The sequence below is a fragment of the Streptosporangium sp. NPDC001681 genome (assembly GCF_040298085.1).
Taxonomy (GTDB): Bacteria; Actinomycetota; Actinomycetes; order Streptosporangiales; family Streptosporangiaceae; genus Streptosporangium.
The window spans coordinates 1-26,853 of the sequence record NZ_JBEOZN010000034.1 but is presented as its reverse complement, the minus strand read 5'-3'; the positions used below and the strand labels follow the sequence as shown (position 1 = coordinate 26,853).

At 70.8% G+C, this 26,853-nt stretch carries 24 protein-coding genes and 1 pseudogene; 13 read left to right on the top strand and 12 right to left on the bottom strand.

Annotated features, from left to right (window positions below; all coding sequences use genetic code 11):
* Positions 1 to 53: 53 nt before the first annotated feature.
* The 3 genes from ABT130_RS17735 (at position 54) to gatB (ending at position 3,295) form a co-directional block, all read left to right on the top strand.
* Positions 54 to 1,142: an AAA family ATPase gene (locus ABT130_RS17735; RefSeq protein WP_350914659.1), complete on the top strand. Its 1,089-nt coding sequence runs from the start codon at positions 54 to 56 to the stop codon at positions 1,140 to 1,142.
* On the top strand, positions 1,139 to 1,705 hold the full coding sequence (locus tag ABT130_RS17730) for a hypothetical protein (protein ID WP_350914662.1): 567 nt from the start codon (positions 1,139 to 1,141) through the stop codon (positions 1,703 to 1,705). The genes ABT130_RS17735 and ABT130_RS17730 overlap by 4 nt, the downstream gene beginning before the upstream one ends.
* Positions 1,706 to 1,789: 84 nt before the next feature.
* Entirely contained in the window at positions 1,790 to 3,295 is a 1,506-nt protein-coding gene (gene gatB, locus ABT130_RS17725) for an Asp-tRNA(Asn)/Glu-tRNA(Gln) amidotransferase subunit GatB (RefSeq protein WP_350956597.1), read from the top strand.
* A 155-nt stretch (positions 3,296 to 3,450) separates the two neighbouring features.
* On the opposite strand, the gene ABT130_RS17720 is transcribed toward gatB, so the two are convergent.
* From ABT130_RS17720 to ABT130_RS17690, 7 genes are all read right to left on the bottom strand, one after another.
* Positions 3,451 to 5,589 (bottom strand): peptidase domain-containing ABC transporter, encoded by a 2,139-nt coding sequence (locus ABT130_RS17720; RefSeq protein ID WP_350956595.1) that lies wholly within the window; start codon positions 5,587 to 5,589, stop codon positions 3,451 to 3,453.
* The gene (locus ABT130_RS17715; RefSeq protein WP_350914671.1) at positions 5,586 to 6,002 is read right to left on the bottom strand and encodes a hypothetical protein; all 417 of its coding nucleotides are present in this window, start codon (positions 6,000 to 6,002) and stop codon (positions 5,586 to 5,588) included. Before ABT130_RS17715 ends, ABT130_RS17720 begins: the two co-directional genes overlap by 4 nt.
* Complete coding sequence (locus ABT130_RS17710) at positions 5,987 to 6,997, bottom strand: TIGR04500 family putative peptide maturation system protein (protein WP_350956591.1); 1,011 nt, start codon at positions 6,995 to 6,997, stop codon at positions 5,987 to 5,989. The genes ABT130_RS17715 and ABT130_RS17710 overlap by 16 nt, the downstream gene beginning before the upstream one ends.
* A complete protein-coding gene (locus tag ABT130_RS17705; protein ID WP_350956590.1) occupies positions 6,994 to 8,004 on the bottom strand; it encodes an MvdC/MvdD family ATP grasp protein in 1,011 nt (336 codons plus the stop codon). The genes ABT130_RS17710 and ABT130_RS17705 overlap by 4 nt, the downstream gene beginning before the upstream one ends.
* A 135-nt stretch (positions 8,005 to 8,139) precedes the next feature.
* The gene (locus ABT130_RS17700) at positions 8,140 to 8,286 is read right to left on the bottom strand and encodes a putative ATP-grasp target RiPP (protein ID WP_350914680.1); all 147 of its coding nucleotides are present in this window, start codon (positions 8,284 to 8,286) and stop codon (positions 8,140 to 8,142) included.
* A 63-nt stretch (positions 8,287 to 8,349) separates the two neighbouring features.
* Positions 8,350 to 8,490, bottom strand: a complete 141-nt coding sequence (locus ABT130_RS17695; RefSeq protein WP_350956588.1) for a putative ATP-grasp target RiPP — start codon at positions 8,488 to 8,490, stop codon at positions 8,350 to 8,352.
* Positions 8,491 to 8,553: 63 nt separating this feature from the next.
* A complete protein-coding gene (locus ABT130_RS17690; RefSeq protein WP_350914921.1) occupies positions 8,554 to 8,691 on the bottom strand; it encodes a putative ATP-grasp target RiPP in 138 nt (45 codons plus the stop codon).
* A gap of 430 nt (positions 8,692 to 9,121) precedes the next feature.
* Here ABT130_RS17690 and ABT130_RS17685 point away from each other — a divergent pair, with 430 nt between their 5' ends.
* Positions 9,122 to 9,505 carry an SH3 domain-containing protein gene (locus tag ABT130_RS17685; RefSeq protein WP_350914683.1) on the top strand — a complete coding sequence of 128 codons (384 nt, stop codon included), beginning with the start codon at positions 9,122 to 9,124 and terminating at the stop codon, positions 9,503 to 9,505.
* Positions 9,506 to 9,828: 323 nt separating this feature from the next.
* Here the strand turns inward: ABT130_RS17685 and ABT130_RS17680 are convergent, their stop codons facing one another.
* Both ABT130_RS17680 and ABT130_RS17675 read right to left on the bottom strand, forming a co-directional pair.
* A complete protein-coding gene (locus ABT130_RS17680; RefSeq protein ID WP_350914686.1) occupies positions 9,829 to 10,146 on the bottom strand; it encodes a DMT family transporter in 318 nt (105 codons plus the stop codon).
* A gap of 5 nt (positions 10,147 to 10,151) precedes the next feature.
* Complete coding sequence (locus ABT130_RS17675) at positions 10,152 to 10,883, bottom strand: SDR family NAD(P)-dependent oxidoreductase (RefSeq protein WP_350914689.1); 732 nt, start codon at positions 10,881 to 10,883, stop codon at positions 10,152 to 10,154.
* Positions 10,884 to 10,965: 82 nt separating this feature from the next.
* Here ABT130_RS17675 and ABT130_RS17670 point away from each other — a divergent pair, with 82 nt between their 5' ends.
* Positions 10,966 to 11,547 carry a TetR/AcrR family transcriptional regulator gene (locus ABT130_RS17670; protein WP_350956586.1) on the top strand — a complete coding sequence of 194 codons (582 nt, stop codon included), beginning with the start codon at positions 10,966 to 10,968 and terminating at the stop codon, positions 11,545 to 11,547.
* Between the two features lie 80 nt (positions 11,548 to 11,627).
* Here ABT130_RS17670 and ABT130_RS17665 read toward each other — a convergent pair whose 3' ends face one another.
* From ABT130_RS17665 to ABT130_RS17655, 3 genes are read right to left on the bottom strand one after another with little or no spacing between them, the layout of a single operon-like run.
* Positions 11,628 to 13,121 (bottom strand): tripartite tricarboxylate transporter permease, encoded by a 1,494-nt coding sequence (locus tag ABT130_RS17665; protein ID WP_350914695.1) that lies wholly within the window; start codon positions 13,119 to 13,121, stop codon positions 11,628 to 11,630.
* Positions 13,122 to 13,736, bottom strand: coding sequence for a tripartite tricarboxylate transporter TctB family protein (locus tag ABT130_RS17660; protein WP_350956584.1), 615 nt, complete (start codon positions 13,734 to 13,736; stop codon positions 13,122 to 13,124).
* A complete protein-coding gene (locus ABT130_RS17655) occupies positions 13,736 to 14,701 on the bottom strand; it encodes a Bug family tripartite tricarboxylate transporter substrate binding protein (RefSeq protein ID WP_350914701.1) in 966 nt (321 codons plus the stop codon). The genes ABT130_RS17660 and ABT130_RS17655 overlap by 1 nt, the downstream gene beginning before the upstream one ends.
* A 175-nt stretch (positions 14,702 to 14,876) precedes the next feature.
* On the opposite strand from ABT130_RS17655, the gene ABT130_RS17650 reads away from it, so the two are divergent.
* The 8 genes and pseudogenes from ABT130_RS17650 to ilvC all read left to right on the top strand — a co-directional run bounded on the left by ABT130_RS17650 (position 14,877) and on the right by ilvC (position 26,738).
* Positions 14,877 to 16,520: an ATP-binding protein gene (locus tag ABT130_RS17650; RefSeq protein ID WP_350914704.1), complete on the top strand. Its 1,644-nt coding sequence runs from the start codon at positions 14,877 to 14,879 to the stop codon at positions 16,518 to 16,520.
* Entirely contained in the window at positions 16,517 to 17,212 is a 696-nt protein-coding gene (locus tag ABT130_RS17645; RefSeq protein WP_350956582.1) for a response regulator, read from the top strand. Before ABT130_RS17650 ends, ABT130_RS17645 begins: the two co-directional genes overlap by 4 nt.
* 54 nt (positions 17,213 to 17,266) lie before the next feature.
* The gene (locus ABT130_RS17640; protein WP_350956580.1) at positions 17,267 to 19,357 is read left to right on the top strand and encodes a VanW family protein; all 2,091 of its coding nucleotides are present in this window, start codon (positions 17,267 to 17,269) and stop codon (positions 19,355 to 19,357) included.
* 34 nt (positions 19,358 to 19,391) lie between these two features.
* Entirely contained in the window at positions 19,392 to 20,300 is a 909-nt protein-coding gene (locus ABT130_RS17635) for a 2-hydroxyacid dehydrogenase (RefSeq protein WP_350956578.1), read from the top strand.
* 268 nt (positions 20,301 to 20,568) lie between these two features.
* Positions 20,569 to 23,226, top strand: coding sequence for a putative bifunctional diguanylate cyclase/phosphodiesterase (locus ABT130_RS17630; protein WP_350914716.1), 2,658 nt, complete (start codon positions 20,569 to 20,571; stop codon positions 23,224 to 23,226).
* A 225-nt stretch (positions 23,227 to 23,451) separates the two neighbouring features.
* Positions 23,452 to 25,191 (top strand): annotated as a pseudogene (locus tag ABT130_RS17625) (acetolactate synthase large subunit); the annotation flags it as partial.
* Between the two features lie 2 nt (positions 25,192 to 25,193).
* Positions 25,194 to 25,718, top strand: coding sequence for an acetolactate synthase small subunit (ilvN, locus tag ABT130_RS17620; protein WP_343969953.1), 525 nt, complete (start codon positions 25,194 to 25,196; stop codon positions 25,716 to 25,718).
* Positions 25,719 to 25,757: 39 nt separating this feature from the next.
* The gene (gene ilvC, locus ABT130_RS17615) at positions 25,758 to 26,738 is read left to right on the top strand and encodes a ketol-acid reductoisomerase (RefSeq protein ID WP_343970053.1); all 981 of its coding nucleotides are present in this window, start codon (positions 25,758 to 25,760) and stop codon (positions 26,736 to 26,738) included.
* Positions 26,739 to 26,853: the final 115 nt, after the last annotated feature.

Genomic DNA, 26,853 nt, shown 5'->3' with positions numbered 1-26,853 from the left:
GGTTTTCTGGACTTCGGGGCGAGGGGGCGACAGGTGACAGGGAGAACGGCGGCATGATCACTCGGATCGAGATCGACGGGTTCAAGTCCTTCTTGAGCTTCGATCTCGATGTGCCGCCCTTCCTCGCGCTGGTCGGACCCAACGCGAGCGGCAAGTCGAACCTCTTCGACGCCGTGGGGTTCGTGGCGGCCGAGATCGAGGGGCCGGGCGGGCTGCTGGGCGCGACCCGCGGGCTGCCGGGCGAGCAGTTCCACCGGGTCGCCCACGGTTCCGCCGTGGGCGGGTTCGTCGTCTCGGTGGAGGCGCTGGTCACCCCGGAGCCCGGCTCCGTGGTGCCGGTCAGGTTCGACGTGGGTGCGGAGATGGTGCTGAAGATCCCCAGATCCAGCGGGGCCGTCGTCAGCCACGTGGCCCAGCGGATCCCGCACGAGCTGCTGGATCTCCTGGTCGAGGACCCGGATCCGGAGGGCACGCCCCGCCGTACGGTCTCCTCGTGGCGCCGCTATTCGCCGTCCCCGGCGGCGATGCGCCGCCGCTGCCCCTCGGCCAACCGGGGGCCGCTCGCGGCCGACGGCGCGAACCTGGCCGCGGTGCTCGGGCGGATGGCCGGTACGGAGGCGCTGGCCGACCTCGTGGTCGACCTCGCGGGGGTGCTCCCCGACGTCACCGGGCTGGTGCCGCGCACCGACCGGAGAGAGTGCTCCTTCGATCTGCTCGTCGACGGCCAGGGAGCGGTGCCGGCCACGCTGCTCTCCGACGGCACCCTGCGGGTCCTCGGCCTGTTGACCGCCCTGCACGACCCCGACCACCCGGGCACGCTGCTGGTGGAGGAGATCGAGAGCGGCGTCCATCCGGGGCGCCTCGGCGAGCTGCTGCGGCGGGTGCGCCAGAGGACCTCCGGGCCGGGGGGTGCCGAGCCGCCGCGGCAGGTGATCCTCACCAGCCAGTCCCCGATCGTCGTCGCGGAGGTCTACCGGACCGAGCCGGACGCGCTGACGTTCCTCGACACCGCGGTCCGCGTCGACCCCGACAACGACCGGGTGTCGCGGGTGACCGTGGCCAAGCCGATCCAGCCGGACGGTGAGCCGGGCACGTTCGTCTCACCCCGGCAGGTCCGCAAGTACCTGGGCGCGGCCGCATGAGCCGCCCGCTGGTTCCCGGACTCATCGCGGAGGGGGAGACCGACGAGGGCTTCCTCAGCATCGTGATCGCCAGGCAGCTGCGCGAGCTCACCTGGATGTCACCGTACGCGGTGGACGTCAAGGAGACCGAGGTGGTCTCCCACGACCGGGAGCACATGGTCACCGCGCTGGAGGAGCTCGCGGCCGACTGCCACCTGCTCTTCACCCACGACGACGGGCGGGAGCGCCGCCGTAGCGACGGCGTCCGCTATCACTCGCACTACCTGGTGCCGGTGATCGGACTTGGCGACACCGAGGCCTGGCTGCTCGCCGACCGCGCGGTGTGGGCGGGGCTGGCGGGCAGTGACCTCGGCGGGCTGCCCACGCGGCCCCGCGATGTCGAGAGGATCGCCGATCCCGCGAGGGTGCTGGCCGCGACCGTCCCCCGGCGTGGCAAGCCGGTCCGCGACTACTTCGAATACATAGGACGCAACATCGATCTCGCCGTCCTGGCCCAGGTGCCCGCCTACGCGAACTGGGTGGCCGAGACGAGGAACGCTTTGAAGGGACTTGGTTACCTGTGAGTGCTGAGAGAATCCGACGCAGTGAGCGTAGTGGCGCGCGAGGGACGAGCGCTCCGCGTAGCGAGGGAGGAGTGGTGAACGACAGTGAGCGCTGAGACACTGATGCCGTACGACGAGGCGCTGGAGCGCTTCGAGCCGGTGCTGGGCCTGGAGACGCATGTCGAGCTGGGCACGGCGTCGAAGATGTTCTGCGGCTGCCCGACCACGTTCGGCGCCCCGCCGAACACGCACGTCTGCCCGGTCTGCCTGGCGCTGCCCGGTTCGCTGCCCACGACCAACGCCGCCGCGATCGAGTCGACGATCCGTATCGGTCTGGCGCTCAACTGCTCCATCGCCGAGTGGTGTCGGTTCGCCCGGAAGAACTACTTCTATCCGGACATGCCGAAGAACTACCAGATCAGCCAGTACGACGAGCCGCTCTGCTTCGACGGCTACCTCGACGTCGAGGTCGACGGCAGGACGGTGCGGATCGAGATCGAGCGCGTCCACCTGGAGGAGGACACCGGCAAGTCCACCCATGTGGGCGGCGCGACCGGCCGCATCCACGGGGCCGACTACTCGATCGTCGACTACAACCGGGCCGGCATCCCGCTGGTGGAGATCGTCACCAAGCCGATCCCGGGGACCGACAGGCTCGCTCCCGAGGTCGCCCGCGCCTACGGAACCGAGTTGCGCGAGGTCATGCGCGGCCTCGGCGTCTCGGACGTACGCATGGAGGAGGGCTCCATGCGCTTTGACGTCAACGTCTCGCTCATGCCGCGCGGCTCCTCGGAGTGGGGCACCCGTACCGAGACCAAGAACGTCAACTCGCTGCGCAGCGTCGAGCGCTCCGTACGGGGTGAGATCGAGCGCCAGGCCGCGATCCTGGCCGACGGCGGCCGGATCATCCAGGAGACCCGCCACTTCCACGAGAACACCGGCACCACCACCTCGGGACGGTCCAAGGAGGAGGCGCAGGACTACCGCTACTTCCCCGAGCCCGACCTGGTGCCGATCGCCCCCGACCCCGCCTGGGTCGCCGAGCTCAAGGCGACCCTGCCGGAGCTGCCGGGCGTGCGGCGCAAGCGGCTCCAGCAGGAGTGGGGCGTGTCGGACCTGGACATGACGTCCATGCACAACGCCGACGCCATCGGCCTGGTCGAGGCGACGGTCGCCGCCGGGGCCCCGCCCGCGGACGCCCGCAAGTGGTGGATGGGCGAGCTGGCCCGCCGCGCCAACGAGGCGGGGCTCTCGCTGAGCGCGCTGCGGATCACCCCGGACCAGATCGCCAGGGTGTGCGCGATGGTCGCCGGGGGAGCGCTGAACGACAAGCTGGCCCGCCAGGTGCTGGAGGGCGTGCTGAACGGCGAGGGCTCCCCGGACGAGGTGGTGGCCGCCCGCGGCCTGCAGATCGTCAACGACGAGGGCGAGCTGATGGAGATCATCGACCAGGTCCTGGCCGGCAACGCCGACGCGGCGGACAAGGTCCGCAACGGCAAGGTCGCCGCCGTCGGCGCCCTGGTCGGTGGCGTCATGAAGGCCAGCCGGGGCAAGGCCGACGCGGGCCGGGCCAGGGAGCTCATCCTGGAGCGCCTCGGCGTCTCCGGGTAGCCGGCGCGAAGGATCCCGGGCGCGCTTTTCAGCTGGCCCGACAGGACGTTGTGAACGGTGCCCCCGCCCCTCCGACGGGGGCACCGTCGCGACCGCCGTGCTCGGAGTGCCGTCCGGGTTCCGTACCGGCCACCGGGCGGACCCGCGGAGTGAGGTCAGGCGGTGGCGGCCTGGGCGGCGACGAGTTGTGCGTACTTGCCGCCGATGGCCGTCAGCTCGTCGTGGGTGCCGCGTTCCACGATGCGGCCGGAGTCGACCACCAGGATCAGGTCGGCGTCCCGGATGGTGCTCAGCCGGTGGGCGATGACGATCCGGGTCTGGGTGAGCCAGAACAGGTTGGACTCGATGGTCGCCTCGGTGGCGCTGTCCAGGTTGCTGGTGGCCTCGTCGAGCAGCAGGATCTTCGGCCGGGGCAGGATGGCGCGGGCCAGGGAGAGCCGCTGGAGCTGGCCGCCGGAGAGACCGCCGCCGTCGGTCAGCACCGTCTCGTACCCCATCGGCATCGCCATGATCTCCTCGTGCAGCGCCGCCACCTCGGCCGCGGCGACCACCCGTTCCAGGGGCGCGTCGGGAAGGTTCAGCGCGATGTTCTCCCGGATCGAGCCGTTGAACAGGGAGGTGGCCTGGCCGACCACGCCGAACTGGCGGCGTAGGGTGCGCAGGTTGAGTTCGGAGGCCGGGACGCCGTCGTAGAGGATCTCGCCCTCCACCGGGGTGTGCAGCGTCAGGAGCAGCCTGGCCAGCGTGCTCTTGCCCGAGCCCGAGGCGCCCACCAGCGCTACCTTCTGTCCCGGCCGGATGGAGACCGAGACGTCCCGCACCACCCACGGGCCGCGGGGGTCGTGCCGGAAGCCCACGCCGCGCAGCTCCACCGCGCCGCGCAGCCGCAGCACCTCGATGCCCTCGCTGGGCTCGGGCTCGGAGGCCAGGATGTCGGACAGGCGGTCGAAGTGCGCGCCCACCTGCTGCAGGCTCTGCAGGCCGGTCATCAGCGAGCCGAGCGGGGTCAGGGCGCCGAGCGCGATGGCGTTGAGCGCGATCAGCGCGCCCACGGTCAGCTGCCCGTCGAGGACCCGCCACGCGCCGAGCCAGAGCAGCCCGAGCGGGGCGATCACCCGGCTCGCGGACAGCGCGGCCTCCACCAGGCCTTGGGTGAGGCCGTTGCGCACGTCGGCGTTGAGCTGCTGGGCGAAGTGGGCCGACCACTGCTCCACCGCCCGCTTCTCGGCCCCGGACGCCTTCAGCGTCTCGATGCCGCTGATGGCCTGGATGAGGCTGCTCTGCGACGCGGAGAAGGCGGTCAGCTCCTGCTGGGTGAGCAGGTTGATCCGGCGGGTGGTGGCCAGCACCAGCAGCCCCTGGAAGGCGACCACGCCGGTCAGCGCCAGCCCGAAGACGGGGTCCCACACGTACACGAGCACGAGGTAGCCGACGGCGAGCGGACCGTCCAGCAGCGCCGCCACGATCTGGCCGGTGAGGATGTCGCGCAGCGTGGAGACGCTGGCGGCCCGGGTCAGCAGGTCGCCCTTGCCACGCTGCGCGAAGTAGCGGTACGGCAGCGTCACCAGGTGGCCGATCACCCCCTCGGTGAGCTCCTGGTCGGCGCGGGCCCGTACCGCCACCAGTAGCGCCGCCCGCAGGTAGCCGATCACGAACTGGGCCAGCCCGGCCAGCAGCACGGCCCCGCCCAGCAGGGGCAGCAGGTCCGCGCCCCGGGACGGGATGATCCTGTCGATCAGCAGCTGGGAGAAGAAGGGCAGGGCCAGCCCCAGCAACTGCAGCAGCAGCGAGGCCGCGACGACCTGGGCGAGCAGGCCGCGCCGGCGCCGGAACAGGGTCCGGACGAACTCGCGCCGCCAGGCGCTCGCCATCGAGGACGTGCCGCGGTGGAACCCCTCGCCGGGTTCGAAGACCAGCAGCACGCCGGTGAACCCGTCGCTGAACTCCTCCGCGGTCAGCCTGCGGCGGCCCCGCCCCGGGTCGACGATGTCCACCCGGTCGGGCGACCAGCGCTCGACCACCACGAAGTGGTTGAACTCCCAGTGCGCGACCGCGGGGAGCGGAACGCGCGCCAGGTCCTCGGGCGCGAGCGAGAAGGCGCGCGCCTTCAGGCCGTGCTCGCGGGCGCCGTCCACGATGGCCTTGGCGCTCAGGCCGTCCCTGCCGACCTGGAGCCGTTCGGCCACCTGGTGCAGGGTGGTGCGCTGGCCGTGGTGGCAGAGCACCATGGCCAGGCACGCGGCGCCGCACTCGGTGACGGTGTTCTGCAGCAGGACCGGTACGCGACTCCTCATCCGCCGGCTCCCAGCGCGAGCGCGATCAGCGTGGCGCCGGCCGCCAGGACGGCGGCCACCAGGATCCACAGCAGCAGAAACGACGGGCCGCTGATCACCAGCGGCATCCGGGCGACGGAGCGGGTCTCGGCATGCCGGCGCAGCGCCTCCGCCCGGTAGATGGGCCCTCCCGGCGGGCCGCCTCCGGGAGGGGACCCCGCCGGCTGCCCTCCCGGAGGCGCTGACGGGGAATGCGGCCGGTGGCCGGGCGGGGGCGTCGGCGGGGCCGCCGCCGGGGGGCGTTGCGGAGGGGCCGGAGGTGAGTACGGCGCCCGGGGACGGTACCCCTCGGTGTCCTCCCAGTGGCCGGCCCTGTGTCGGCCGGGTGCGGGGACGGCCTGGGTGCGGTCCGGGTCGATCACGACCAGTGCCATTCGACCGTGGCCGCGGCGCGGCGCTCCGCCAGCCAGCCGGCGAACGCGGCGCGCCCGGCGGCGGCCAGCGTCTCCCGGTCGTCGGTGGCCGGGCTCCTGTGCAGAACGGCGCCGGTCAGGAATCCGCCGTCCGGCAGCTCCACCGGGCCGACGATCCCGCCGGGCGGCGTACCGCGCAGGGGCGCGGGCAGATCCGCCTCCCAGCGGGTCGCGAAGGTCACCGTGGCCTCCCCGGTGTCCCCGAGCGAGGCCACACCGGTCAGGAGGTCGGACACGGTGCCGGCGGTCACCTTCTCCTCGCCGATGACCCACACGGCCCTGACCCGGGCGAAGTCCCCAGGGTTCGCGGCCAGGTGGCCAGGGGCCAGTTCCGCCTCCCTGTCCCGGCGGAACCGGCGGCGCCGGGCGATCTCGGTGATGTACGCCTCGAACTGTTCGCCCGACATGCCCGCCTCGGTCATCCAGGCGAGCGTCGACGCGCGGTCGTGCAGTCCCCGGCCTCGCCGGAACTCGTCGGCCGTCGCCTGGAGTTCGGCGGCGGTGAGCGGCTCGGTGGGCGAATCGGTGGGTGACTCGGTGTCGCCGGTGGCCTCGACGAGCAGGCACTGGTCGACGATCTCCCGGTACGGCGACGAGTCCCGCCGGGAGAGCGAGCGCAGCATGGTCAGCGCCTGGGGGACCGTCACGTCCACGTCGTTGACGCTGACCAGGTACCCGGCCGCCCAGTGCGTCGAGTGGTCGATCAGCCAGGGCACCCCGTCCTCGGGCGGGGCGGTCAACGCGACCGTGCCGCCGCCGGGATGGTCGAGGACCAGGTCGTAGTCGACCATCGGGGTCCCGGGGCGCCGGTCGACGACGAGCTGTGCCCGGACCTCCGGGTGCCGCGCCGCCCACTCGCCGACCGCGCGCCGGGCGTCGGCGACGCCCGAGCGGCGGCGGGGGAGCGCGCGCAGCAGGGAGACCCCTGAGTCCAGGGCCTTGGCGAAATCGGTCACGGTGTTCCTCCATCCATGAGCCAGCCCGCGATCGCGTCGCTGACGGGCAGCCCGGTCCACAGCTCGACGAACCCCCATGCGCCGTTGGAGTTCAGCTCCAGGAAGACGTACTCGCCGCCGGGGGTGACGATGAAGTCCAGCGCCGCGTAGGTCAGCCCGACGTCGGCGACCAGCCGGGCGCAGCGCAGCGACACCTCGGCGGGCAGTTCGTGCACGCCGTACCTGACCCGGTCGTTGTCGTAGTGCCGCCAGTCGTCCCTGGCCGCCCGGGATCCCGACGCGTCGATCTCCGCCGCGAACACCCGCGCCCCCACGACGATCACCCGCAGCTCGACCGCCTTGGAGACGTAGGGCTGCAGGATGACCGGCTCGTGCTGGATCCGGTGCCGGGAGGTCAGGTGGCGGCGGGTGACCACGGTCGTGTACGCGCGGTGCTCGGCGCCGTCGACCTGGAACGGCTCGGCGGTGATCTGCTTGGCGACCAGCCGCCCCTCCGCCGCCTGGTACGCGTCCGCCAGCTCCGCGGGGTCGTTGGTGTAGACCGTGTCGGGTACGGAGAAGCCCAGCTCGATCGCCCGCGCCATGTGGAAGATCTTGTTGTGCGCGCGGCGCTCGTCCGCGCGGCGGCCGGGGAGCCAGCGCGCGGTCAGCAGGCTCCACACCCCGTCGAGCATGAACTCCGCCTGCTGATCGACGTGCGCGCGGTGGCTCGGCTCGGTCACGGTGCCGGCAGCCGAGGGTCTGCCCGGCCGGCTGCGCCACACCGCGGTGACCCGGGACAGGTCGACCGTCTCCGCGCCGGTGTCCAGCATCAGCCGCCGCTCCCCGCCGGTGAACGACGCGGTGATCCGGCTGCGCCCCGGGAAGTCGCCGGTGTCCCACCACAGCACCGGCGGGCCGGTGCCGTCACCGGTATCGTCACCCACCAGCCGGGCGCCGCGCCGCCGGAGCGCGGCCAGCACCCTTTCCGCGGCCCCGTCCCCGCGGTTGCTGACGATCAGAATCACTGCCCGGTCCCATCTGCGTAGGCGCGGCGGAACCGGTTTCCCGTCCCGCCGCGCCGCGTTCGATCCAGTACGCCGACCAGGGGCGCGGCCCGTCCTATGGCGAGACGGCCTCCCGGTACCGGCGGAATGGCCTGATCAGCCGTCGACCCACTCGCGACGGCAGGGCCCCGCCCCGTCGTAGGTCAGCGCCCACCCGCCCCGGCCGCCGGCGACCTCGCCCAGCTGGGCCTCGGTCAGCTCGGCGCCCTCGAAGGGCAGGTCGTCAATCGTGATCTTCGACATGATCACTCCTCTCGGCCGCGTGAGGCGGCACGGTCGTATCGGACTAGCGGCCGTGTGCTCGGACTAGTACTGCCACCACTCGCACGGCAGGCCCTTCTTCCACGCGCTGACCGACCACGGCCTGCCGCCGGACACCTCGCCCAGCTCGGCCTCGCCCAGCTCGGCGCCCTCGAAGGGCAGGTCGTCAATCGTGATCTTCGACATGATCACTCCTCTCGGCCGCGTGAGGCGGCACGGTCGTATCGGACTAGCGGCCGTGTGCTCGGACTAGTACTGCCACCACTCGCACGGCAGGTCCTTCTTCCAGGCGCTGACCGACCACCTGCCGCCGGCGACCTCGCCCAGCTGGGCCTCGGTCAGCTCGGCGCCCTCGAAGGGCAGGTCGTCAATCGTGATCTTCGACATGATCACTCCTCTCGGCCGCGTCGCCGCGACCCCCGCTGGTCTTCCGGTCCCGTGATCGGGACCCGGTCACCGGGTCCTCGTTCTCGGCCCTGGTTGTGCGGAGAAATCTAGGAATGACTACTTGTGGGTCACTTGTGCCCTGGTTGTGGCCGGGGGCGGAGGTTTCTGACCGTCGTGGCCGCCTCCGGACGATCCGCGGGAGCGGGTGGCCTCCCCACGCGGCCCGGCCCGTCGAACCGGTCCCCGTCCCGCTGAATCCGGGAAACGCGAAGAAAAGCGCCCGGTGATCGGCGGGGCTTTTTCATGTGGTAATTCATATTTCTGAAATTCAACAGGTATTGACGAAATTCTTGATGGCTTGCAAAGTGATCACTGCAGTCCCACCATTCACTCTGGTATGACCTGACCTCACATTCGGAGAGCGCGAAAAATGAGAAGGTTCCTGGCATTCGCCGCCGCGACGTTGACGGCCGCGGCGGGAATGGTCGTCGCGGCGCTTCCCGCCCAGGCAGCCCCTGCGAACAGGCTTTCCGTCCTGTCGGCGCTCCCGGCGGTGGACGCCGTGGTCGTCGCCGACGGGGTGCGCCTGCGGGCCAGCGCCGGAGGGTCGACGGTTATCGGCTATCTCTATTACGGCGATTACGGGCAGGTGCTGAATCCGAACTCGACGAGCGGCTGGTGCAACTTCCGGCTGGGCGGCAGGTCGGCCTCGGGACTGGCGGCGGGCACCACGGGATGGGTCTCGTGCAGTTACCTGGCCAGGGAGGACGGTCTGGGCGCCGACGGCTCGGACGTCGACACCCTGCGGGGATAGACCCGGCCGCCCGGCTCCCCACGGCCGGGCGGCCGTTTTCCGTTGTGAAACCCCGTGCGAGATCCCGTACGAAACCCCGCGTGAATTCCCGCGCGAAACCCCGTCGTCGCGCGAGGCTTCGACATCGCGTGAGCCCCCAACGTCGCGAAGCCCCAACGTCGCGAAGCCCCAGCGTCGTGAGGCCCCGGCGTCGCGCAAGACCCCAGCGCCGCGTCGTGAGGCCCCGGCGTCGCGCAAGACCCCAGCGCCGCGTCGTGAGGCCTCGGCGTCGCGAAGCCCTAACTTCGCGAAGCCCCAGCGTCGCGTGAGCCCCCGCCGTCGCGTCACCCGTCCAGGAGCTTGAGGCCGATGACGCCGACCAGGATGAGCGCCAGGCAGGCGAGCCGGCCGGGGGCCGCGCTCTCGCCCAGGGCGACGATGCCCACCGCGGCGACCCCGAGCGTGCCGAGCCCGACCCAGACCGCGTACGCGGTGCCCATGGTCAGCGTCCTGAGCGCGAAGGTGAGCATGACGAAGCTCAGGACCGCCGCCGTCACCCCGACGAACGCCGGCCAGAGCCGGGTGAACCCGTCCGAGCGTTCGAGCGCGGTGGCCCAGACGATCTCCAGCGCGGCGGCCACGAGAAGCAGGACCCAGGCCATGGCGGTCAGGCCGTGGTGCCGGCGTCGACGGTGATGGTGGCGCCGGTGATGTTCCTGCCGCCCTCTCCCGCCAGGTGCGCGACGGTGGCGGCGATGTCGCCGGGGGCGCAGTAGCGGTCCAGGGCGGTGAAGCGCCGCTCCTCCTCCGCCTCAGGGCTGTCGGCCGGGTTCATCTCGGTGTCGGTCGAACCGGGCTGGACGAGGTTGGCCGTGATGCCCCTCGGCCCCAGGTCCCTGGCGAGCCCCTTGGTCAGGCCGACCAGCGCGGACTTGCTCATCGCGTAGAGCGTCCACCCCGGGTACGGCACGCGCTCGGCGAGGCTGCTGCCGACGCAGATGATCCGGCCATCCCGGCCCATGTGCCGGGCCGCCGCCTGGGCCAGCACGAACGAGGCGCGGGAATGGATCGCGAGGGTGCTGTCGACCTCGGCAAGCGTCACCTCCTCCAGCGGGCCGAACGGGGCGACGCCGGCGTTGCTGACCAGGATGTCGATCCGCCCGAACTCGGCGACCGTCCGCTCGACCGCGGCGACCAGCACCCCGGCGTCGGTGGCCTCCGCCGCCACGGCCAGCCCGCGGGCGCCGGCGGCCTCGATCTCCTTGACGACCGCCGCCGCCCGCTCCGCCGAGCGCGCGTACGTGATCACCACGTCGGAGCCCTCGGCGGCGAGGCGTACGGCGACGGCGGCGCCGATCCCACGGCTTCCCCCGGTGACGAGCGCGACTCTGCGTGTCATGTGTGCTCCTTAAGCGGAATCAGTTCCGCTTAACTGTAAAGCGGAACTGATTCCGCTTACAAGTCTCCAGTAGCCTGTGATCGTGGACGTCGCCATGAACCCGCGCCGCGAGCGGGTCGACGCGGCGCGCAACCGGGAGAAGATCCTCGCCGCCGCCGCGGGCATCGTCGCCGCTCACGGCGTCGAGGGACTGTCGATGGCGGAGGTCGCCGCCGCCGCGGGGGTCGGAGTCGGCACGCTGTACCGCAGGTTCGGCGATCGCTCGGGGCTGGCGTACGCGCTCATCGACGAGCGGGAACGCGAGTTCCAGGCGGCCTTCATCGAGGGGCCGCCGCCGCTGGGGCCCGGTGCCGACGCGCCCGCCCGCATCCGCGGCTTCCTGCACGCCCTCGCCGACAGGACCGTGGAGCAGATCGACCTGCTGGTGATGGCCGAGACGGCGACGCCGTTCGCCCGCTTCGGCGGTGCCTACGACGCCTACCACGCCCACCTGTCGATGCTCGTCGGCCAGGCCAGACCCGGCGCCGACGCCTACGTCCTCGCCGACGCCCTCCTCGCTCCGCTGGCCGCGCCGCTGCTCGCCCACCGCCTGCGCGACCGCGGGGTGACGGTCGAGCGCGTCAAGGCCGGGCTGGACGACCTGCTGGCCGCCTTCACTCCTTAAGCCTTCACTCCTTAAAAGGAAGCGGGCACGGACGTCCGTCCGTGCCCGCGTGTGCCGCACCCCGGTGCGGCCCGCTCCGGTCAGGCGCCGCGCCTGGCGGCCACCTTCCTGATGAGGGGCGTGAACAGCGCCAGTACCGCCACGACCAGCAGCGTCGCCGCGATCGGGCTTTTGACCAGGACCGTCACGTCACCCGCGCCGATGGCCAGGGCCCGGCGAAGCTGGATCTCGGCCATCGGGCCCAGGATCAGGCCGATCACCGCGGGGGCGACCGGCAGGCCGAACCGGCGCATCGCGAAACCGAGCAGGCCCAGGAGATAGAGGATGACCAGCTCCACCCAGGAGGAGTTCAGCGCGTAGACGCCGAGCGCCGCGAACAGCGCGATCCCCGAGTAGAGGTAGGGGCGGGGGATGTGCAGCACCCGGGCCCAGAGCGGGGCCAGCGGCAGGTTGAGCACCAGCAGCATGGTGTTGCCCACGAACAGCGAGGCGATCATGCCCCAGACCAGTGCCGGGTTGTGGTCGAACAGTTGCGGCCCCGGCTGCAGCCCGTACTGCTGGAAGGCCGCCAGCAGGATCGCGGCCGTCGCGGAGGTGGGCAGGCCCAGGGTGAGCAACGGGACCAGCGTGCCCGCCGCCGAGGCGTTGTTGGCGGCCTCGGGACCCGCGACGCCCTCGATGGCGCCCTTGCCGTACTCCTCGCGGGCGATCCCGCGCGCCAGGCGCTTCTCGATCGAGTACGACAGGAACGTCGGGATCTCCGCTCCGCCACCGGGCAGCGCGCCGAAGGGGAAGCCGAGTGCGGTGCCGCGCAGCCAGGGCCGCCAGGAACGCGACCAGTCGGAGCGGCCGAGGAACGCCCGGCCGACCGGGATCACCTCCGGCTGGCCGTGCCGCAGCCGGGAGGCGACGTAGAGCACCTCGCCCACGGCGAACAGACCGACCGCGACGATCACCACGTCGATGCCGTCGAGCAGTTGCGGCACGCCCAGCGTCAGCCGGGCCTGGCCGGTCTGCTGGTCGATGCCGATGAGCCCGATGACCAGGCCGAGCCCCAGGGACGCCAGCCCCCGTACCACGGAGCGGGACAGCACGGACGAGACGGCCGTGAAGGCCAGAATGGCCAGTGCGAAGTAGTCCTCGGGGCCGAAGGAGATGGCGAAGTCCACCACCAGGGGCGCCGCGACGACCAGCAGCGCGGTGGCGATGGTGCCCGCGACGAACGAGCCGATCGCGGCGGTCGCCAGCGCCTGGGCGGCCCGGCCCCGCTTGGCCATCTTGTTGCCCTCCAGCGCGGTGATCATCGAGGAGCTCTCACCGGGCGTGTTGAGCAGGATCGAGGTGGTCGACCCGCCGTACATGCCGCCGTAGTAGATGCCCGCGAACATGATGAACGCGCTGGCCGGAGGGACGGTGAAGGTGATCGGCAGCAGCAGCGCCACGGTCATGGCCGGGCCGATGCCGGGCAGCACGCCCACCAGTGTGCCCAGCGTGACGCCCACCAGCGCGTACAGCAGGTTGACCGGGGTGAGGGCGGTCGCGAAGCCCTCCAGCAGCAACTGGAACGAGTCCACTCAGATCACCCCGGACAGCAGCCCGGCCGGCAGCGTCACGCCAAGCCCTTTGACGAAGGCCAGGTAGGTGGCGGTGGACAGCAGGATCGCGATGACGCCCGCGCGCAGCCGGTGGGGGGCGCCGAGCGTCACGGACAGGCCGAAGAAGAGCAGCGCGCCCGCGATGATCCAGCCGAGCAGGTCGAGCAGCCCGGCGAAGGCCAGGAAGATCACGCTGACCAGCGCGACGGTGCGCCAGTCCGCCCGCGCGCCGGAGTCGGCGTCCTCGGCGTCCTCGGGATCGCCGTGGCCTCCCCTGAGCACGTCGATCACGTAGAACAGCCCGATCAGCAGCATTGCCGCCCCGACCAGGGCGGGGAAGAACCGGGGACCGAGACCGAAGGAGGAACCCGGGGCGGCCACGTCCGCGGTGCCGACGATCACGAACGCCCCCAGCGCGAGGACCAGCACCGCCAGCCCCAGCTCGGGCCGCCGCCACGACCAGCCGGCACCGACCTCGGAGGCCGGACGGGGATGCGCGCCGGTCTCCTGGCCGGTACCGCCGTCGCCGGCGCGGGCGACGGCGACGGCGACGGGTTCGTGTCCGGTGCCGGACGGGTCTTTCGCGGACGACATCAGGAGACGAGGCCCATCTCCGCGATGACCGCCTTGACCTTGGTCTGCTCCGCGGTGAGGAAGTCGGCGAACGGCTGCCCGGTCTGGAAGACGTCGGTCCAGCCGTTCTTGATCACCGCGTCCTTCCAGGCCGGCGAGTCGTGCATCTTGGTGACCAGCTCGGTGAGCTCCTTCTTCGCACCGTCGTCCAGCCCGCCGGGCGCGACGAAGCCTCGCCAGTTGGCCAGCTCCACGTCCAGGCCGCCCTCCTTGAGGGTCGGGGCGTCCACGTTGTCGAGCCGGGCGGGCGAGCTGACCCCGAGAGCGCGTAGCTTGCCGGACTTCACGTGCTCGGCGAACTCGCCGATACCGGAGATCCCGGCCGCGACCTTCTCACCGAGCAGCGCGTTGAGCGCCTCGCCGCCGCCGGAGTGGGCGATGTAGTTGACCTGCTTGGGGTCGATGCCCGCGGCCTTGGCCATCAGGCCCGCCACGATGTGGTCGGTGCCCCCGGCGGAGCCACCCGCGATGGCGACCCTCGCGGGGTCCGCCTTCCACGCCGCCGTCAGGTCGGCCAGCGTCTTGTAGGGCGACCCTGCGGGAACCACGACGATCTCGTACTCCTCGGTCAGCTTCGCGATGGGCGTGGTGTCGGCCAGGGTGACCTTCGACTTGTTCTGCTCCACCGCACCGACCATCACCAGGCCCATGGTCATCAGCAGGTTGCCGTTGCCCTTCTCACCCGCGAGCTGGGCGAGGCCGATGGTGCCTCCCGCGCCTGGCACGTTGTAGATCTCGACCTTGCGGGACGGATCGGCGGACTTCAACGCCTCTCCCGCGACGCGGGAGGTCTGGTCCCAGCCGCCTCCCGGTGAGGCCGGAGCCATGATTCTCAGCGCGCTGGTACCTGAGCTGCCACCGGAACCGCAGGCGGTGAGGGCGGCGAGGGACAACACCGCGAGGGTGGCAAGTCTCCGAAGACGCATGGTCGAACTCCCAACAACATGAACAGAGCGTGGTGAGGATGGTGACCGCAGCCGGTCGCCGTGTCGATCCTTTGCGTGTTTGCCGTCGTATCGGTCATATTGGTCACGCGCCCCCGCGACCTCGTCGTTATCTCGGGCTGCTTTCATCGACCTTCCCTGACCAGGGAGTCAACTCGTGCGACGCTTAGTCAACGCCTCGCTCGGCACCCAGCTTTTCGTGTTGCAGACAGTGATCGTGTTTCTCGCGGTCGGCGGTACGGCGGGCGTCTGGATGGAGCACACCCGTGAGCTGCTGGACCGGCAGTACCAGCAGCGTGCCCTGGCGATCGCCGAATCCGTGGCGGGGCTTCCCCAGGTGCGGGAGGCGTTCACCAGGGCGCGGCCCGAACTGAGCCTGCAGCCGATCGCGGCCGGGGTGCAGGCGGCCACCGGCGCCGACTACGTGGTGATCGCCAACCGGAACCAGATCCGCTACGCCCACCCCAACACGGCCCTGATCGGCAAGCGGCTGTCCACCGACGGCTCGCAGGTGATGACGGACGGGCACCCCTGGACCGGCATCCAGACGGGAACGCTCGGCCGCTCGGTGCGCGGCAAGGCGCCGATCTTCGACTCCTCGGGGAAGGTCATCGGCCTGGCCTCGGTCGGGATCCTGGAGGAGACCGTCGACGACCAGCTCGGCGCGGCGCTCCCGCCGCTGTTCTGGACCGTGCTCGCGGTCCTGGCCGCCGGGTCGGCAGCCGCCGCGCTGATCGTCCGGAGGGTTCGCCGTCAGACGTTCGGCCTGGAACCGGCGGAGATCGCGGCTCTGCTCGAACAGCGCGAGGGCGTGCTGCACGGCGTCAAGGAGGGGGTGCTCGCCCTTGATCTGGCGGGCCGGGTGACGCTGGTCAACGACGCGGCACGCGACCTGCTCGGACTCTCCCAGCACGACGTCGGCCGGAGCCTGGGGGAGATGCCGCTCTCCGGCCGGATGCGGGACGTGCTGGACGGTGTGGACCCCGGTGACGACCGGGTGGTGCTCCACCGTGACCGGGTGCTGGTGCTCAACCGGACCCCGGTGGCGGTACGGGAGCGGCAGAGCGGCTGGGTGGTCACCCTGCGGGATCGGACCGAGCTGGTGCGGCTGGCACGCGAGCTCGACCAGGCCAGCACCACGACCGGCGCGCTGCGCGCGCAGGCCCACGAGTTCGCCAACCGGATGCACACCGTGGTCGGTCTGCTGGAACTCGGCGAGTACGAGACGGCCGTCAGTTACATCACCCAGACCACCGAGGCGTACAGCAGGCACGCCTCGGGCGTCCGGGAGAAGGTCGCCGACCCGACGCTGGCCGCGCTGCTGCTGGCGAAGTCGGCAGAGGCGGCCGAGCGGGGCGCCACCCTGGTGCTGTCCGACGACTCCCGGGTGGAGGAGGGCATGCTCGGTGATCCGCACGACGCGGTCCTGGTCGTCGGCAACCTGGTCGCCAACGCCCTCGACGCGTTGCAGGAGAGTGGGGGAACGGTGGAGGTCTCGGTCCGTACCGAGGCGGACGGGCTGCACATCCGGGTCGGCGACTCCGGTCCGGGGATCACCCCGGGCCTGGTCCACGAGGTGTTCCTGGAGGGCTTCACCACCAAGGTGGCCCACGCCGGGCCACGGGGCCTGGGGCTGGCACTGACCCGCCAGACGTGCTCGCGCCGGGGTGGCTGGGTACGGGTGCACAACGCGGGCGGCGCCGTCTTCACCGCGCTCCTCCCCACGGGTGAGCCCGCGCCGTCTTCCGAGAGGGAGCCCGCCGGCCCTGGGGAGCTCACGGAACGGCAGACGCGGAGATGACCGGGGACGGGCACGCGGGGGAGATCCGCGTACTGGTGGTGGACGACGACTTCATGGTGGCCAGGATCCACGGCGGCTACGTCGCCAGGGTGCCCGGCTTCACGGTCGCCGACGTCGTGCACACCGGAAGTGCCGCCATCGAGTCGGTCACGACGCACGGGCCCGACCTGGTGCTGCTCGACATCTATCTGCCGGACATGTCGGGACTCGACGTACTCATGACACTCAGGGGAGCCTCGCACCCGGTGGACATCCTGATGATCACCGCCGCGCGTGACGTGGCCACGGTCCGGGCGGCCATGCGCGGCGGCGCGGTCAACTACCTGATCAAACCTTTCACCGCCCGCGCCCTCACCGACCGCCTCGAACAGTACGCCGAGATGCGCCGGAGGCTCGCCACCCTCGGGGACGAGGCGCGTCAGGACGAGGTCGACCAGCTCTTCGGCACGGTCAAGGGGGTCCCACTGCCGCTGCCCAAGGGGTTGTCGGCCACCACGTGCACCCTGGTGGCCACCGCGCTCAGGAAGAGCGACACCGACATGTCGGCGGCCGAGGCGGCGGCGATCACCGGTCTCTCCAGAGTCAGCGCCCGCCGGTACCTTGAGCACCTGTGCGCGGCGGGCCAGGCGGAGCTCCGTCCGAAGTACGGCACCGCTGGTCGGCCTGAGCATCGCTACCGCTGGACTGGTTGATTTGTTATTTATTTTCGGGTGTTGGTTGACCAGTGTGGTTTAGGGTTGCGGGAGGTGGAAGCTGCGAAGCAGGAGGAGACGGAGGCCGTGCGGAACGCCGGAGCGTCTGTGGACCCGCCGACGGACCCCTTTGAGGCGATACCGCTTCCCTCACGTCCCGTCCCGCCCGGCGCCCGTGATCCACGCCTTCCTCCGGGAGCACCGGGCGGCCAGTCCAAGGACGGCTCGCGCCTCCCCCCGGGAGTCTCCCCCGACATCTTCGGCCCCACCGGCTTTGGCGGTCCCGCCGCACCGGCCCGCGGGGCGACGGCGCTTCCGCCCGCGGCACAGCCTCCGCAGCCCTGGCAGATGGCGGCCCCGCCCGAGCCCTCGTTCCGGCGAGACGAGCCCTCGCTCGTCCCCGGCGGCGACGGGGGGTTCCCACAGTCCAGCGGCCTCCGTTACGAGGAGCCCTCCCCGAGCCGGCGCAAGGGCCGCAGGATCGTCCTGATCATCCTCGCCGTGCTGTTCGTCGCCGCTCTCGCCTACGCGGTGCCCGCGGTCGTCATGTCCGGCAAGATGCTGCCGGGCACCGTGGTGCGGGGTGTCGAGATCGGCGGCCTGACCGCGACCGAGGCGGCCGACAAGCTCAGAGACCGTCTGGCGGGTGAGGCGTCGAAGGAGATGACCCTCCTGGCCGCGGGCAAGCGCCACGAATTCGACCCGGGCAAGGCGGGTCTGGAGTTCAACGTGGTCGCCACCATCGACCAGGCGCCCAGCGACTTCCCCACTCCCGCCGAGGTATGGCGGGCCTTCACCGGCACCACCGAGCTGGAGCCCAAGGTCTCCACCGACGCCGAGGCCATGAAGACCGCGGTCGCGAGCCTGGCCAAGAAGATCGACCTCAAGGTCCGCGAGGGCTCGGTCACCTTCGAGGGCGTCAAACCCGTCGTCGTGACGCCCCGCGACGGCAGGGAACTGGAGAGGGAGGCCGCGGTCGCCGCGATCACGGACGCCTTCCTCGGTCCGGCGAAGGAGGTCAGGCTCCCGGTCTCGGTGATCAAGCCCAAGGTCGGCGCGGAAACGGTCAAGAAGGCCGCGAACGACGCGGTCAAGGCCCTGTCCGGGCCGGTCACCCTGACTTTCTCCGGCAAGCAGGTCCAGTTGCCGGTGGAGACCCTCGCCGCGCACCTGTCCTTCGAGCCGGACGGCTCCGGCGGCATGCGCCCGGTGTTCGACGCCAGAAGCGCGGTGGCCTCCGTGGAGGACAAGCTCGTCGATCCGGCCCTGGCCCCGCGCGACCCCACCTTCCAGATCATCGCGGGCAAGCCGAAACTGGTGCCCGGCCGCAAGGGGAAGGGCGTCGACGACGAGCGGCTCGCGGCCGACGTGGCCGAGATGGTCTCCCGCAACGGAGAGCGGACGATCCCGGTGGCCATGACCACGGTCCGGCCGCGGATGTCCGACGCCGAGGCGCGCAAGCTCGGCATCAAGGAGCGGATCAGCCAGTTCACCACGCCCTACGAGTGCTGCCCGCCACGGGTGACCAACATCAGGGCGCTCGCCAAGCTGCTGGACGGTTACCTGGTCAAGCCGGGCGAGACCTTCTCGCTCAACGGCGTCATCGGCCAGCGCGACACCGCCCGCGGCTTCGTCCCCGCTCCCATGATCCAGGGCGGCAGGCTGGTCGACTCGGTCGGCGGTGGAATCTCCCAGTTCGTAACCACGATGTACAACGCGGTGTTCTTCGGCGGCCTTGAGGACGTCCAGCACATGGCACACGAGTTCTACATCTCCCGCTACCCCGCCGGACGGGAGTCCACGGTCTCCTGGCCCGAGCCCGACTTCCGCTGGAAGAACGACTCGCCGTACGGGGTGCTGGTGAAGACCTCCTTCGACAACAACGGGGTCACCGTCGCCTTCTGGAGCACCAAGCGGTACGAGATCGAGTCGATCTCGTCCGAGCGCTACAACATCACCCCGTTCAAGAGCGCGACCGACAGCGGCCCCAACTGCATCCCGATGGTCGGCCAGCAGGGGTTCACGATCGACGTCTGGCGCGTCTTCAAGCAGAACGGCAAGGAGATCAAGCGCGTCAAGGAGACCACGGTCTACCGCCCCGAACTCGACCTGAAGTGCGTGAGTGAGGGAAGCGCGGACGAGTAGTGGCTCGCGGGCGTCGCGGTTGGATAATGCGGGGATGAAGATCTGGGTCCCCTCGAAAGCCGCCGCCGACGTTCTGTGTGATCTGCCCGAAGTGGAGTGCGTCGTCTATGACGGCACGGAGCCGGTGCCGGAGGGGGCGGAGCAGGTCGAGGTCTGGATCCCACCGCTGACGCCGGTGGCGGATCTCCCCGATCTGCTCGCCCGGATGACCGGCCTGCGGTTGCTGCAGACCGTCACGGCGGGTGTCGACGCCTACCGGCCGCACCTGGCGGAGGGGGTGACGCTGTGCAACGCCCGGGGCGTGCACGACGCGGGTACCGCCGAGTGGGCGGTGGGAGCCATGATCGCCGTGCTCCGGGAGTTCCCCGGGTTCGTCCACGCGCAGCGGAGGGGTGAGTGGACCTACCACCACACCGGGGTGCTGGCCGACTCCACGGTCCTGATCGTCGGCTACGGCTCGATCGGTGAGGCGCTGGAGCGACGGCTCGACGGTTTCGAGGTGGACGTCGTCCGGGTGGCCAGGACCGCCAGGCCCGGCGTGCACGGCATGGACGAGCTGCCCGCCCTGCTGCCCGCGGCGGATGTGGTGGTGCTGCTCGTACCGTCCACCCCTGAGACCGCGGGCATGGTGGACGCCGGATTCCTGGCGGCGATGAAGGACGGCGGCGTCCTGGTGAACGCGGCCAGGGGCCCGGTGGTGGACACCGACGCGCTCGTCGCCGAGCTGGGCAGCGGCCGGATCCTGGCCGCGCTCGACGTCACCGACCCCGAACCGCTGCCCGAGGGACACCCGCTGTGGAGCGCGCCGGGGGTCTTCATCACCCCGCACGTCGCGGGCAGCAGCCCGGCGTCCGTACGGCGCACGCTGAAGCTGCTCCGCTCCCAGCTGCTGCGTTACCTCGCGGGGGAGCCGCTCAAAAATGTGATCACGGGTTCCTACTGACCGGCAAAGGAATCCGGACCGTGGCTACCTCGTGACCTGCGGTGCGTAGCGTCGGCGGAAACGATGTCCATCGCCCGCGCGGTTATCAGATCGGTGACGACTACGGCGTTGTCACCCCTCGCGCGGGCCGGACGGCCCACACTGGCCGTGTGTCGGTACGAGCGCCGAGGACGAAGGACGACGCGCTCGCGCCGGTGACATGAGCGCAGCGAGCAGGAGATGCTGCGGGAGCAGAACACACTGAAACGACACCGATAGGCAGACGACATTGATCCGCTGGCGTGACCCCCGGGTACCGCTGACCGCCGCCGCCGTCGGCGTGGTGGGGCTCGTTGCCGCTCTTGTCAGCGGCGCTCCCGCCGTGGTCGTCGAGGCGGTGGCAGGTGTCGTCACCGCGGCGGCCGCCGCGGGTTCACTGTTCGCCGCGGCCTCCAGGGTGATCGGCCGGCGCAGGGCGCTGGCCTGGCGCTGGCTGGCGGGTGGCTCGGTCACCTGGCTGGTCGGGGTGGGGGTGCGGCCGATCGCGGACGGCGCGCCGTTCGTGGTGACCTTCGCCGACCTGGTGCTCCTGGCCGGTACGGCCATGATCGCCGTCGGTACCGCGCTGTCGGCGGCCAGGCCCGCCCGAGGGCATGCCCTGCTGCGCGATCTCGCCGACTCCTACGTGTGCGCCGCCTCCATCCTGGTGATCATCTGGGTGACGCTGGTGGGGCCGGTCTACCGCGACGCCGGCGACGCGGGCAATGCCGCGGTCACCTTCGCCTCACCCCTGTTCTGCCTGATCCTCGCCTGCGTCGTGGGCCCCGCCGTGGTGCCGATCAGGCGGTCGGCCTGGCCGGTCGGCCTGGCGGCGCTGGCCGTGCTGGCCGCCGTCGCGACCTCCGAGACGACCACCGCGCTGGCCCGGGTGAGCGGCGACACGCCGTCGCTCACCTGGGTGTGGCTGGCCCCCGCCGCGTTCCTGGTGCTCGCCGTGGTCCCGTGGAGCGGGCGCGCGGCGCGGTCGCCGGATCTCGAGGACGACGAGCCGTTCCTCCGCGAGAGCACGTCCTCGCTGATCGCGGCGGTGCCGCTGTTCCTCGTCGCGGTGGCCGCCGTCGTCGTGCTCCTGAAGGTGATCGGGGGCGGGGTACAGGGGCCGCCGGTGGTTCTGGCCTCGGTGTGCGCGTCGATCGTCGCGGTCCTGCTGGTACGTATGTTCGTGATGCTGCTGGAGACCGGGCGGCTGCGGAGCCTGCTCCATCTCGGTGAGCGGCAGCTGCACGACCTGGCCGAGAGCGCCGGCGACGTGGTCCTGCTCTGCGACTACGACGGTGTGGTGCGGCAGATCGGCGAGGGTGTCGAGATCACGTACGGGTACCGCCCCGAGGAGCTGGTCGGCGGGAAGATCTTCGACTACATCCACCCCGAGGACGTGCCGGGAATCCAGGGGGCGCTGAGCGCGATGAGCCTGGAGGAGGAGACCGAGGAGGGGCCTGGCGCATGCATGGTCGCCTGCCGGGTCCGAGCCTCCGACGGTACCTGGCGCCCCGCCGAGTCGGTCGCCACCCGGCACGTGCGCGGCGAGGGCCTGCTGCTCGTCACCACCCGTGACATCAGCGACCAGGAGGCCCTGCGCAGCCAGGTCGCCCACCTGACCTTCCACGACGGCGTCACGGGCCTGCCCAACCGGGCCTACTTCGAGGAGCGCACCCGCGAGGTGCTCGGCCGTCCCGGCGCGAACAGCGTCGCCGTGGTCTTCCTGGACCTGGACGGCTTCACCGCGGTGAACGACTCGGTCGGCCACGCCAGCGGCGACTACCTGCTCGGCCAGGCGGCCCGCAGGCTGCGCGCCGCGGTACGGACCGACGACACCCTGGCGCGCTGGGGCGGAGACGAGTTCGCGGTGCTGCTTGAGGCGGTCGACGCCCAGACGGCGGTGGACCTGGCCGAGCGACTGGTCCGTACGGTCTCCTCCGAGCCGTTCCGGGTGGCCGACCGTGACATCGCGCTGACCGCGAGCGTCGGGGTGGCCTTCGCGGCCGACGACGTCTCCTCCGCCGATCTGATCCGCAACGCCGACGTGGCGATGGCCAGGGCCAAGGAACTGGGCGGGCGCAGGGTCGAGGTGTTCGCCGCGCACATGCACGCCGACGTGGTACGGCGCCTGGAGCTCGCCGCCGACCTGCAGCGGGCGCTGCTGGAAGACCAGTTCGTGATCGAGTACCAGCCGGTGGTCGACCTGGCCACCTCGCGCGTCACCGCCGTCGAGGCGCTGGTGCGCTGGTGCCGGGGGGGCGAGTTCGTACCGCCCGAGCAGTTTCTCGGCCCGGCGGAGGACACCGGCCTGATCGTGCCGCTGAGCGAGTGGATCCTGCGCGAGGCATGCCGGGAGGTGGCCACCTGGCGCGCCTCCGCCTGGGAGATCGGCCTCTCGCTCAACCTGTCCGCCCGGCAGATCATGGCGCCGCGTTTCGTGGAGACCGTCGAGTCCGCCCTGGTCGAGAGCGGGCTGCCGCCCAGCGCGCTGACCCTGGAGGTCATCGAGGAGATGCTGGTCGAGGATGCCGAGCAGACCATCACCCGGCTCTCCGAGCTGCGTACCCTCGGGGTCCGGCTGGCCATCGACGACTTCGGCACCGGTTACGCCTCGCTGGCGCTGCTGCGGCAGCTCCCGGTCGACATGATCAAGATCGACCCCTCCTTCGTGTCCGGGCTCGGTTGCGACGAGACGCTGACCCTGCTGACCCGTACGATCGTGCGGCTCGGTCACGACCTGGGGCTGATCGTGGTCGCCGAGGGCATCGAGCGGCCCGAGCAGCTGGAGTTGCTGCGTGAGATGGGCTGCACCCGAGGCCAGGGATTCCTGGTGGCGCGCCCGATGGCCGCGCGCGGCGTCGACTCGCTGATGCGTACCAGCCTCTCCAGCCTGGGGACTCACGCCTGACCTCACATCTCGGACTCTGAGATATCTGTCCCATGAATTTGACGTGGGGCCACTCCGTCGGCCAAGGTGGAGGCATGCAGATTGACCGTGGGATCCTCGTAGTACTTCACCGGCGCGCAGGTCGCTGAGCGAAGTACTCCGACCTGCGCGCCGCCCCAGCTCCGCCGACCAAGCGGAATGGGGCATTTTTTATGCCATTAAGCATGTTCAGCCACAAGGAACGAGCCGATGACCGAACAGATGACAGGAGCCCAGGCCCTCGTTAGGGCGCTGGAGCACGTCGGAGTCGACACTGTGTTCGGGATCCCGGGCGGCGCGATTCTCCCCGCCTATGATCCGCTCTACGACTCGACCAAGGTCCGGCACGTGCTTGTACGGCACGAGCAGGGTGCGGGGCATGCGGCCCAGGGGTACGCGCAGGCCACCGGCAAGGTCGGAGTCTGCATGGCCACCAGTGGTCCCGGCGCGACCAATCTGGTCACCCCGATCGCCGACGCCTACATGGACTCGGTCCCGATGGTCGCGATCACCGGTCAGGTGGCCAGCGCCGCCATCGGTACCGACGCCTTCCAGGAAGCCGACATCTCCGGCATCACCATGCCGATCACGAAGCACAACTTCCTGGTCACCGACCCGAACGACATCCCCAGGACGATCGTGGAGGCATTCCACATCGCCTCGACCGGGCGTCCGGGGCCGGTGCTGGTCGACATCGCCAAGGACGCGCTCCAGGCGAAGATGACCTTCGAGTGGCCGGTCGTCATGCAGCTGCCCGGCTACCGGCCGGTGACCCGGCCGCACTCCAAGCAGATCCGCGAGGCGGCCAAGCTCATCGTCGAAGCCGGCAGGCCGGTGCTCTACGTGGGCGGTGGCGTGCACCGGGCCGGCGCGTCGGCGCAGCTGCTGGAGTTCGCCGAGCTGACCGGCATCCCGGTGGTCACCACCCTGATGGCGCGGGGCACCTTCCCCGACAGCCATCCGCAGCACATGGGCATGCCCGGCATGCACGGCTCGGTGTCGGCGGTCGGCGCGCTGCAGAAGGCCGACCTGATCATCGGACTCGGTGTCCGCTTCGACGACCGTGTCACCGGCGACCTGTCGACCTTCGCGCCGTACGCGAAGATCGTCCATGCGGACATCGACCCGGCGGAGATCTCCAAGAACCGGCACGCGGACGTCCCGATCGTGGGCGACTGCAAGGAGGTCATCTCCGACCTGATCGCCGCGGTGCGCGGTGAGGGACGCAAGGGCGACTACGCCGAGTGGTGGACGGCGCTCAACACCTACAAGGCGACCTACCCGCTGGGTTACACCGAGTTCGAGGACGGCTCCCTCGCCCCGCAGTACGTGATGGAGCGGCTGGGAGCGATCGTCGGCCCGGACGCGATCTACACCGCGGGGGTCGGCCAGCACCAGATGTGGGCCGCGCAGTTCATCGGTTACGAGAACCCCGGTACGTTCATCAACTCCGGCGGCGCGGGCACGATGGGCTTCTCGCTGCCGGCGGCGATGGGCGCCAAGATGGGCCGGCCCGACACCACGGTCTGGGCCATCGACGGTGACGGCTGCTTCCAGATGACCAATCAGGAGCTCGCCACCTGCACGATCGAGGGCGTGCCGATCAAGGTCGCGATCATCAACAACGGTAACCTGGGCATGGTCCGGCAGTGGCAGACGTTGTTCTACAACGAGCGTTACTCCAACACCGACCTGCAGACGGTCCGCCGCATCCCCGACTTCGTCAAGCTCGCCGAGGCCTACGGTTGCGTGGGCCTGCGGTGCGAGCGCCCCGAGGACGTGGACGCGACGATCAAGAAGGCCATGGAGATCAACGACGTGCCGGTGGTCGTCGACTTCGTGGTGCACCAGGACGCCATGGTGTGGCCGATGGTCGCGGCCGGGACCAGCAACGATGACATCAAGTTCGCGCGCGACATGGCGCCGGTCTGGGACAGCGAGGACTAGGCATGAGCAGGCACACGCTCTCCGTGCTGGTGGAGAACAAGCCCGGCGTGCTCGCGCGCGTCGCGTCGCTGTTCAGCCGCAGGGGATTCAACATCGACTCGCTGGCGGTCGGGCCGACCGAGCACGCGGACATCTCCCGGATGACCATCGTGGTCAGCGTCGCCGACCTGCCGCTGGAGCAGGTCACCAAGCAGCTGAACAAGCTCGTCAACGTGCTGAAGATCGTGGAGCTCGACCCGGCGCAGTCGGTGCAGCGCGAGCTCACACTGATCAAGGTGCGGGCCGACGCGGACAACCGCTCCAGCGTGCTGGAGCTGGTCAACCTGTTCCGGGCGCGCTGCGTCGACGTCTCCTCGGACGCGGTGACCATCGAGGTCACCGGCACGCCGGACAAGCTGCAGGCCTTCATCAAGGTCCTTGAGCCGTTCGGCATCAAGGAGCTCGTCCAGTCGGGCATGGTGGCCATCGGCCGCGGCGCCCGTTCCATCACCGACCGCTCTCTCCGGGCCCTGGACCGGACCGCGTAACGCACCCGAGAAACCCGAAAGGTTAAGCAAGTGACTGAGATCTTCTACGACGACCAGGCCGACCTGTCGATCATCCAGGGCCGGCACGTCGCCGTTCTGGGATACGGCAGCCAGGGCCACGCCCACGCGCTCTCGCTGCGCGACTCCGGCGTGGACGTCCGGGTCGGTCTGCCCGAGGGCTCCAAGAGCCGGGAGAAGGCCGAAGCCGACGGCCTGCGGGTGCTCACGCCCTCGGAGGCCGTCGAAGAGGCCGACCTGACCATGATCCTCGCGCCGGACCACATCCAGCGCCACCTGTACGCCGACCACGTGGCCCCGAACCTGGTCGAGGGCGACGCGCTCTTCTTCGGGCACGGCCTGAACATCCGCTACGGCCTCATCGAGGCGCCGGAGGGTGTGGACGTGGCCATGGTCGCCCCCAAGGGCCCCGGTCACCTCGTGCGCCGCCAGTACACCGCGGGCCGCGGTGTGCCGTGTCTCGTCGCGGTGGAGAAGGACGCCAGCGGGAACGCCCTGGACCTCGCCCTGTCGTACGCCAAGGGCATCGGCGGCACCCGCGCCGGCGCGCTGAAGACGACCTTCAAGGAGGAGACCGAGACCGACCTGTTCGGTGAGCAGGCCGTGCTCTGCGGCGGCGTGTCCGAGCTGATCAAGGCCGGTTTCGAGACCCTGATCGAGGCGGGCTACCAGCCCGAGGTCGCCTACTTCGAGTGCCTGCACGAGATGAAGCTGATCGTCGACCTGATGTACGAGGGCGGCATCCACAAGATGTACTGGTCGGTCTCCGACACCGCCGAGTACGGCGGCTACTCCCGCGGCCCGCGCGTGGTGACGCAGGAGACCAAGAAGGAGATGCAGCGCATCCTCGCCGAGATCCAGTCCGGCGAGTTCGCCAGGGAACTGGTGGAGGAGTTCGACAGCGGCCAGAAGAAGTTCACCGCCTACCGCGAGGAGCTCGCCGAGCACCCGATCGAGAAGACCGGTGCCAAGCTCCGTCCGATGATGAGCTGGCTCAAGTAGGAGCCGCCCGCACCGGGCACCCCGTACGGCCCGCCGCGCCCCGGGCCGGGGGAGTCTCGGGGGGGCGGGGCGGGGGCCGGGGTCGGCTAGGCGGCCAGAAGAGATAGAGCAGAAG

Excerpts from the sequence above, each read along its gene's own strand:
- ABT130_RS17735 (WP_350914659.1), top strand. The coding sequence starts at position 54 with ATGATCACTCGGATCGAGATCGACGGGTTCAAGTCCTTCTTGAGCTTC.
- ABT130_RS17730 (WP_350914662.1), top strand. The coding sequence starts at position 1,139 with ATGAGCCGCCCGCTGGTTCCCGGACTCATCGCGGAGGGGGAGACCGAC.
- ABT130_RS17720 (WP_350956595.1), bottom strand. The coding sequence starts at position 5,589 with ATGAGGAGTCGCGTACCGGTCCTGCTGCAGAACACCGTCACCGAGTGC.
- ABT130_RS17715 (WP_350914671.1), bottom strand. The coding sequence starts at position 6,002 with ATGGCACTGGTCGTGATCGACCCGGACCGCACCCAGGCCGTCCCCGCA.
- ABT130_RS17700 (WP_350914680.1), bottom strand. The coding sequence starts at position 8,286 with ATGTCGAAGATCACGATTGACGACCTGCCCTTCGAGGGCGCCGAGCTG.
- ABT130_RS17695 (WP_350956588.1), bottom strand. The coding sequence starts at position 8,490 with ATGTCGAAGATCACGATTGACGACCTGCCCTTCGAGGGCGCCGAGCTG.
- ABT130_RS17690 (WP_350914921.1), bottom strand. The coding sequence starts at position 8,691 with ATGTCGAAGATCACGATTGACGACCTGCCCTTCGAGGGCGCCGAGCTG.
- ABT130_RS17685 (WP_350914683.1), top strand. The coding sequence starts at position 9,122 with ATGAGAAGGTTCCTGGCATTCGCCGCCGCGACGTTGACGGCCGCGGCG.
- ABT130_RS17680 (WP_350914686.1), bottom strand. The coding sequence starts at position 10,146 with ATGGCCTGGGTCCTGCTTCTCGTGGCCGCCGCGCTGGAGATCGTCTGG.
- ABT130_RS17675 (WP_350914689.1), bottom strand. The coding sequence starts at position 10,883 with ATGACACGCAGAGTCGCGCTCGTCACCGGGGGAAGCCGTGGGATCGGC.
- ABT130_RS17660 (WP_350956584.1), bottom strand. The coding sequence starts at position 13,736 with ATGTCGTCCGCGAAAGACCCGTCCGGCACCGGACACGAACCCGTCGCC.
- ABT130_RS17655 (WP_350914701.1), bottom strand. The coding sequence starts at position 14,701 with ATGCGTCTTCGGAGACTTGCCACCCTCGCGGTGTTGTCCCTCGCCGCC.
- ABT130_RS17645 (WP_350956582.1), top strand. The coding sequence starts at position 16,517 with ATGACCGGGGACGGGCACGCGGGGGAGATCCGCGTACTGGTGGTGGAC.
- ABT130_RS17635 (WP_350956578.1), top strand. The coding sequence starts at position 19,392 with ATGAAGATCTGGGTCCCCTCGAAAGCCGCCGCCGACGTTCTGTGTGAT.
- ilvN (WP_343969953.1), top strand. The coding sequence starts at position 25,194 with ATGAGCAGGCACACGCTCTCCGTGCTGGTGGAGAACAAGCCCGGCGTG.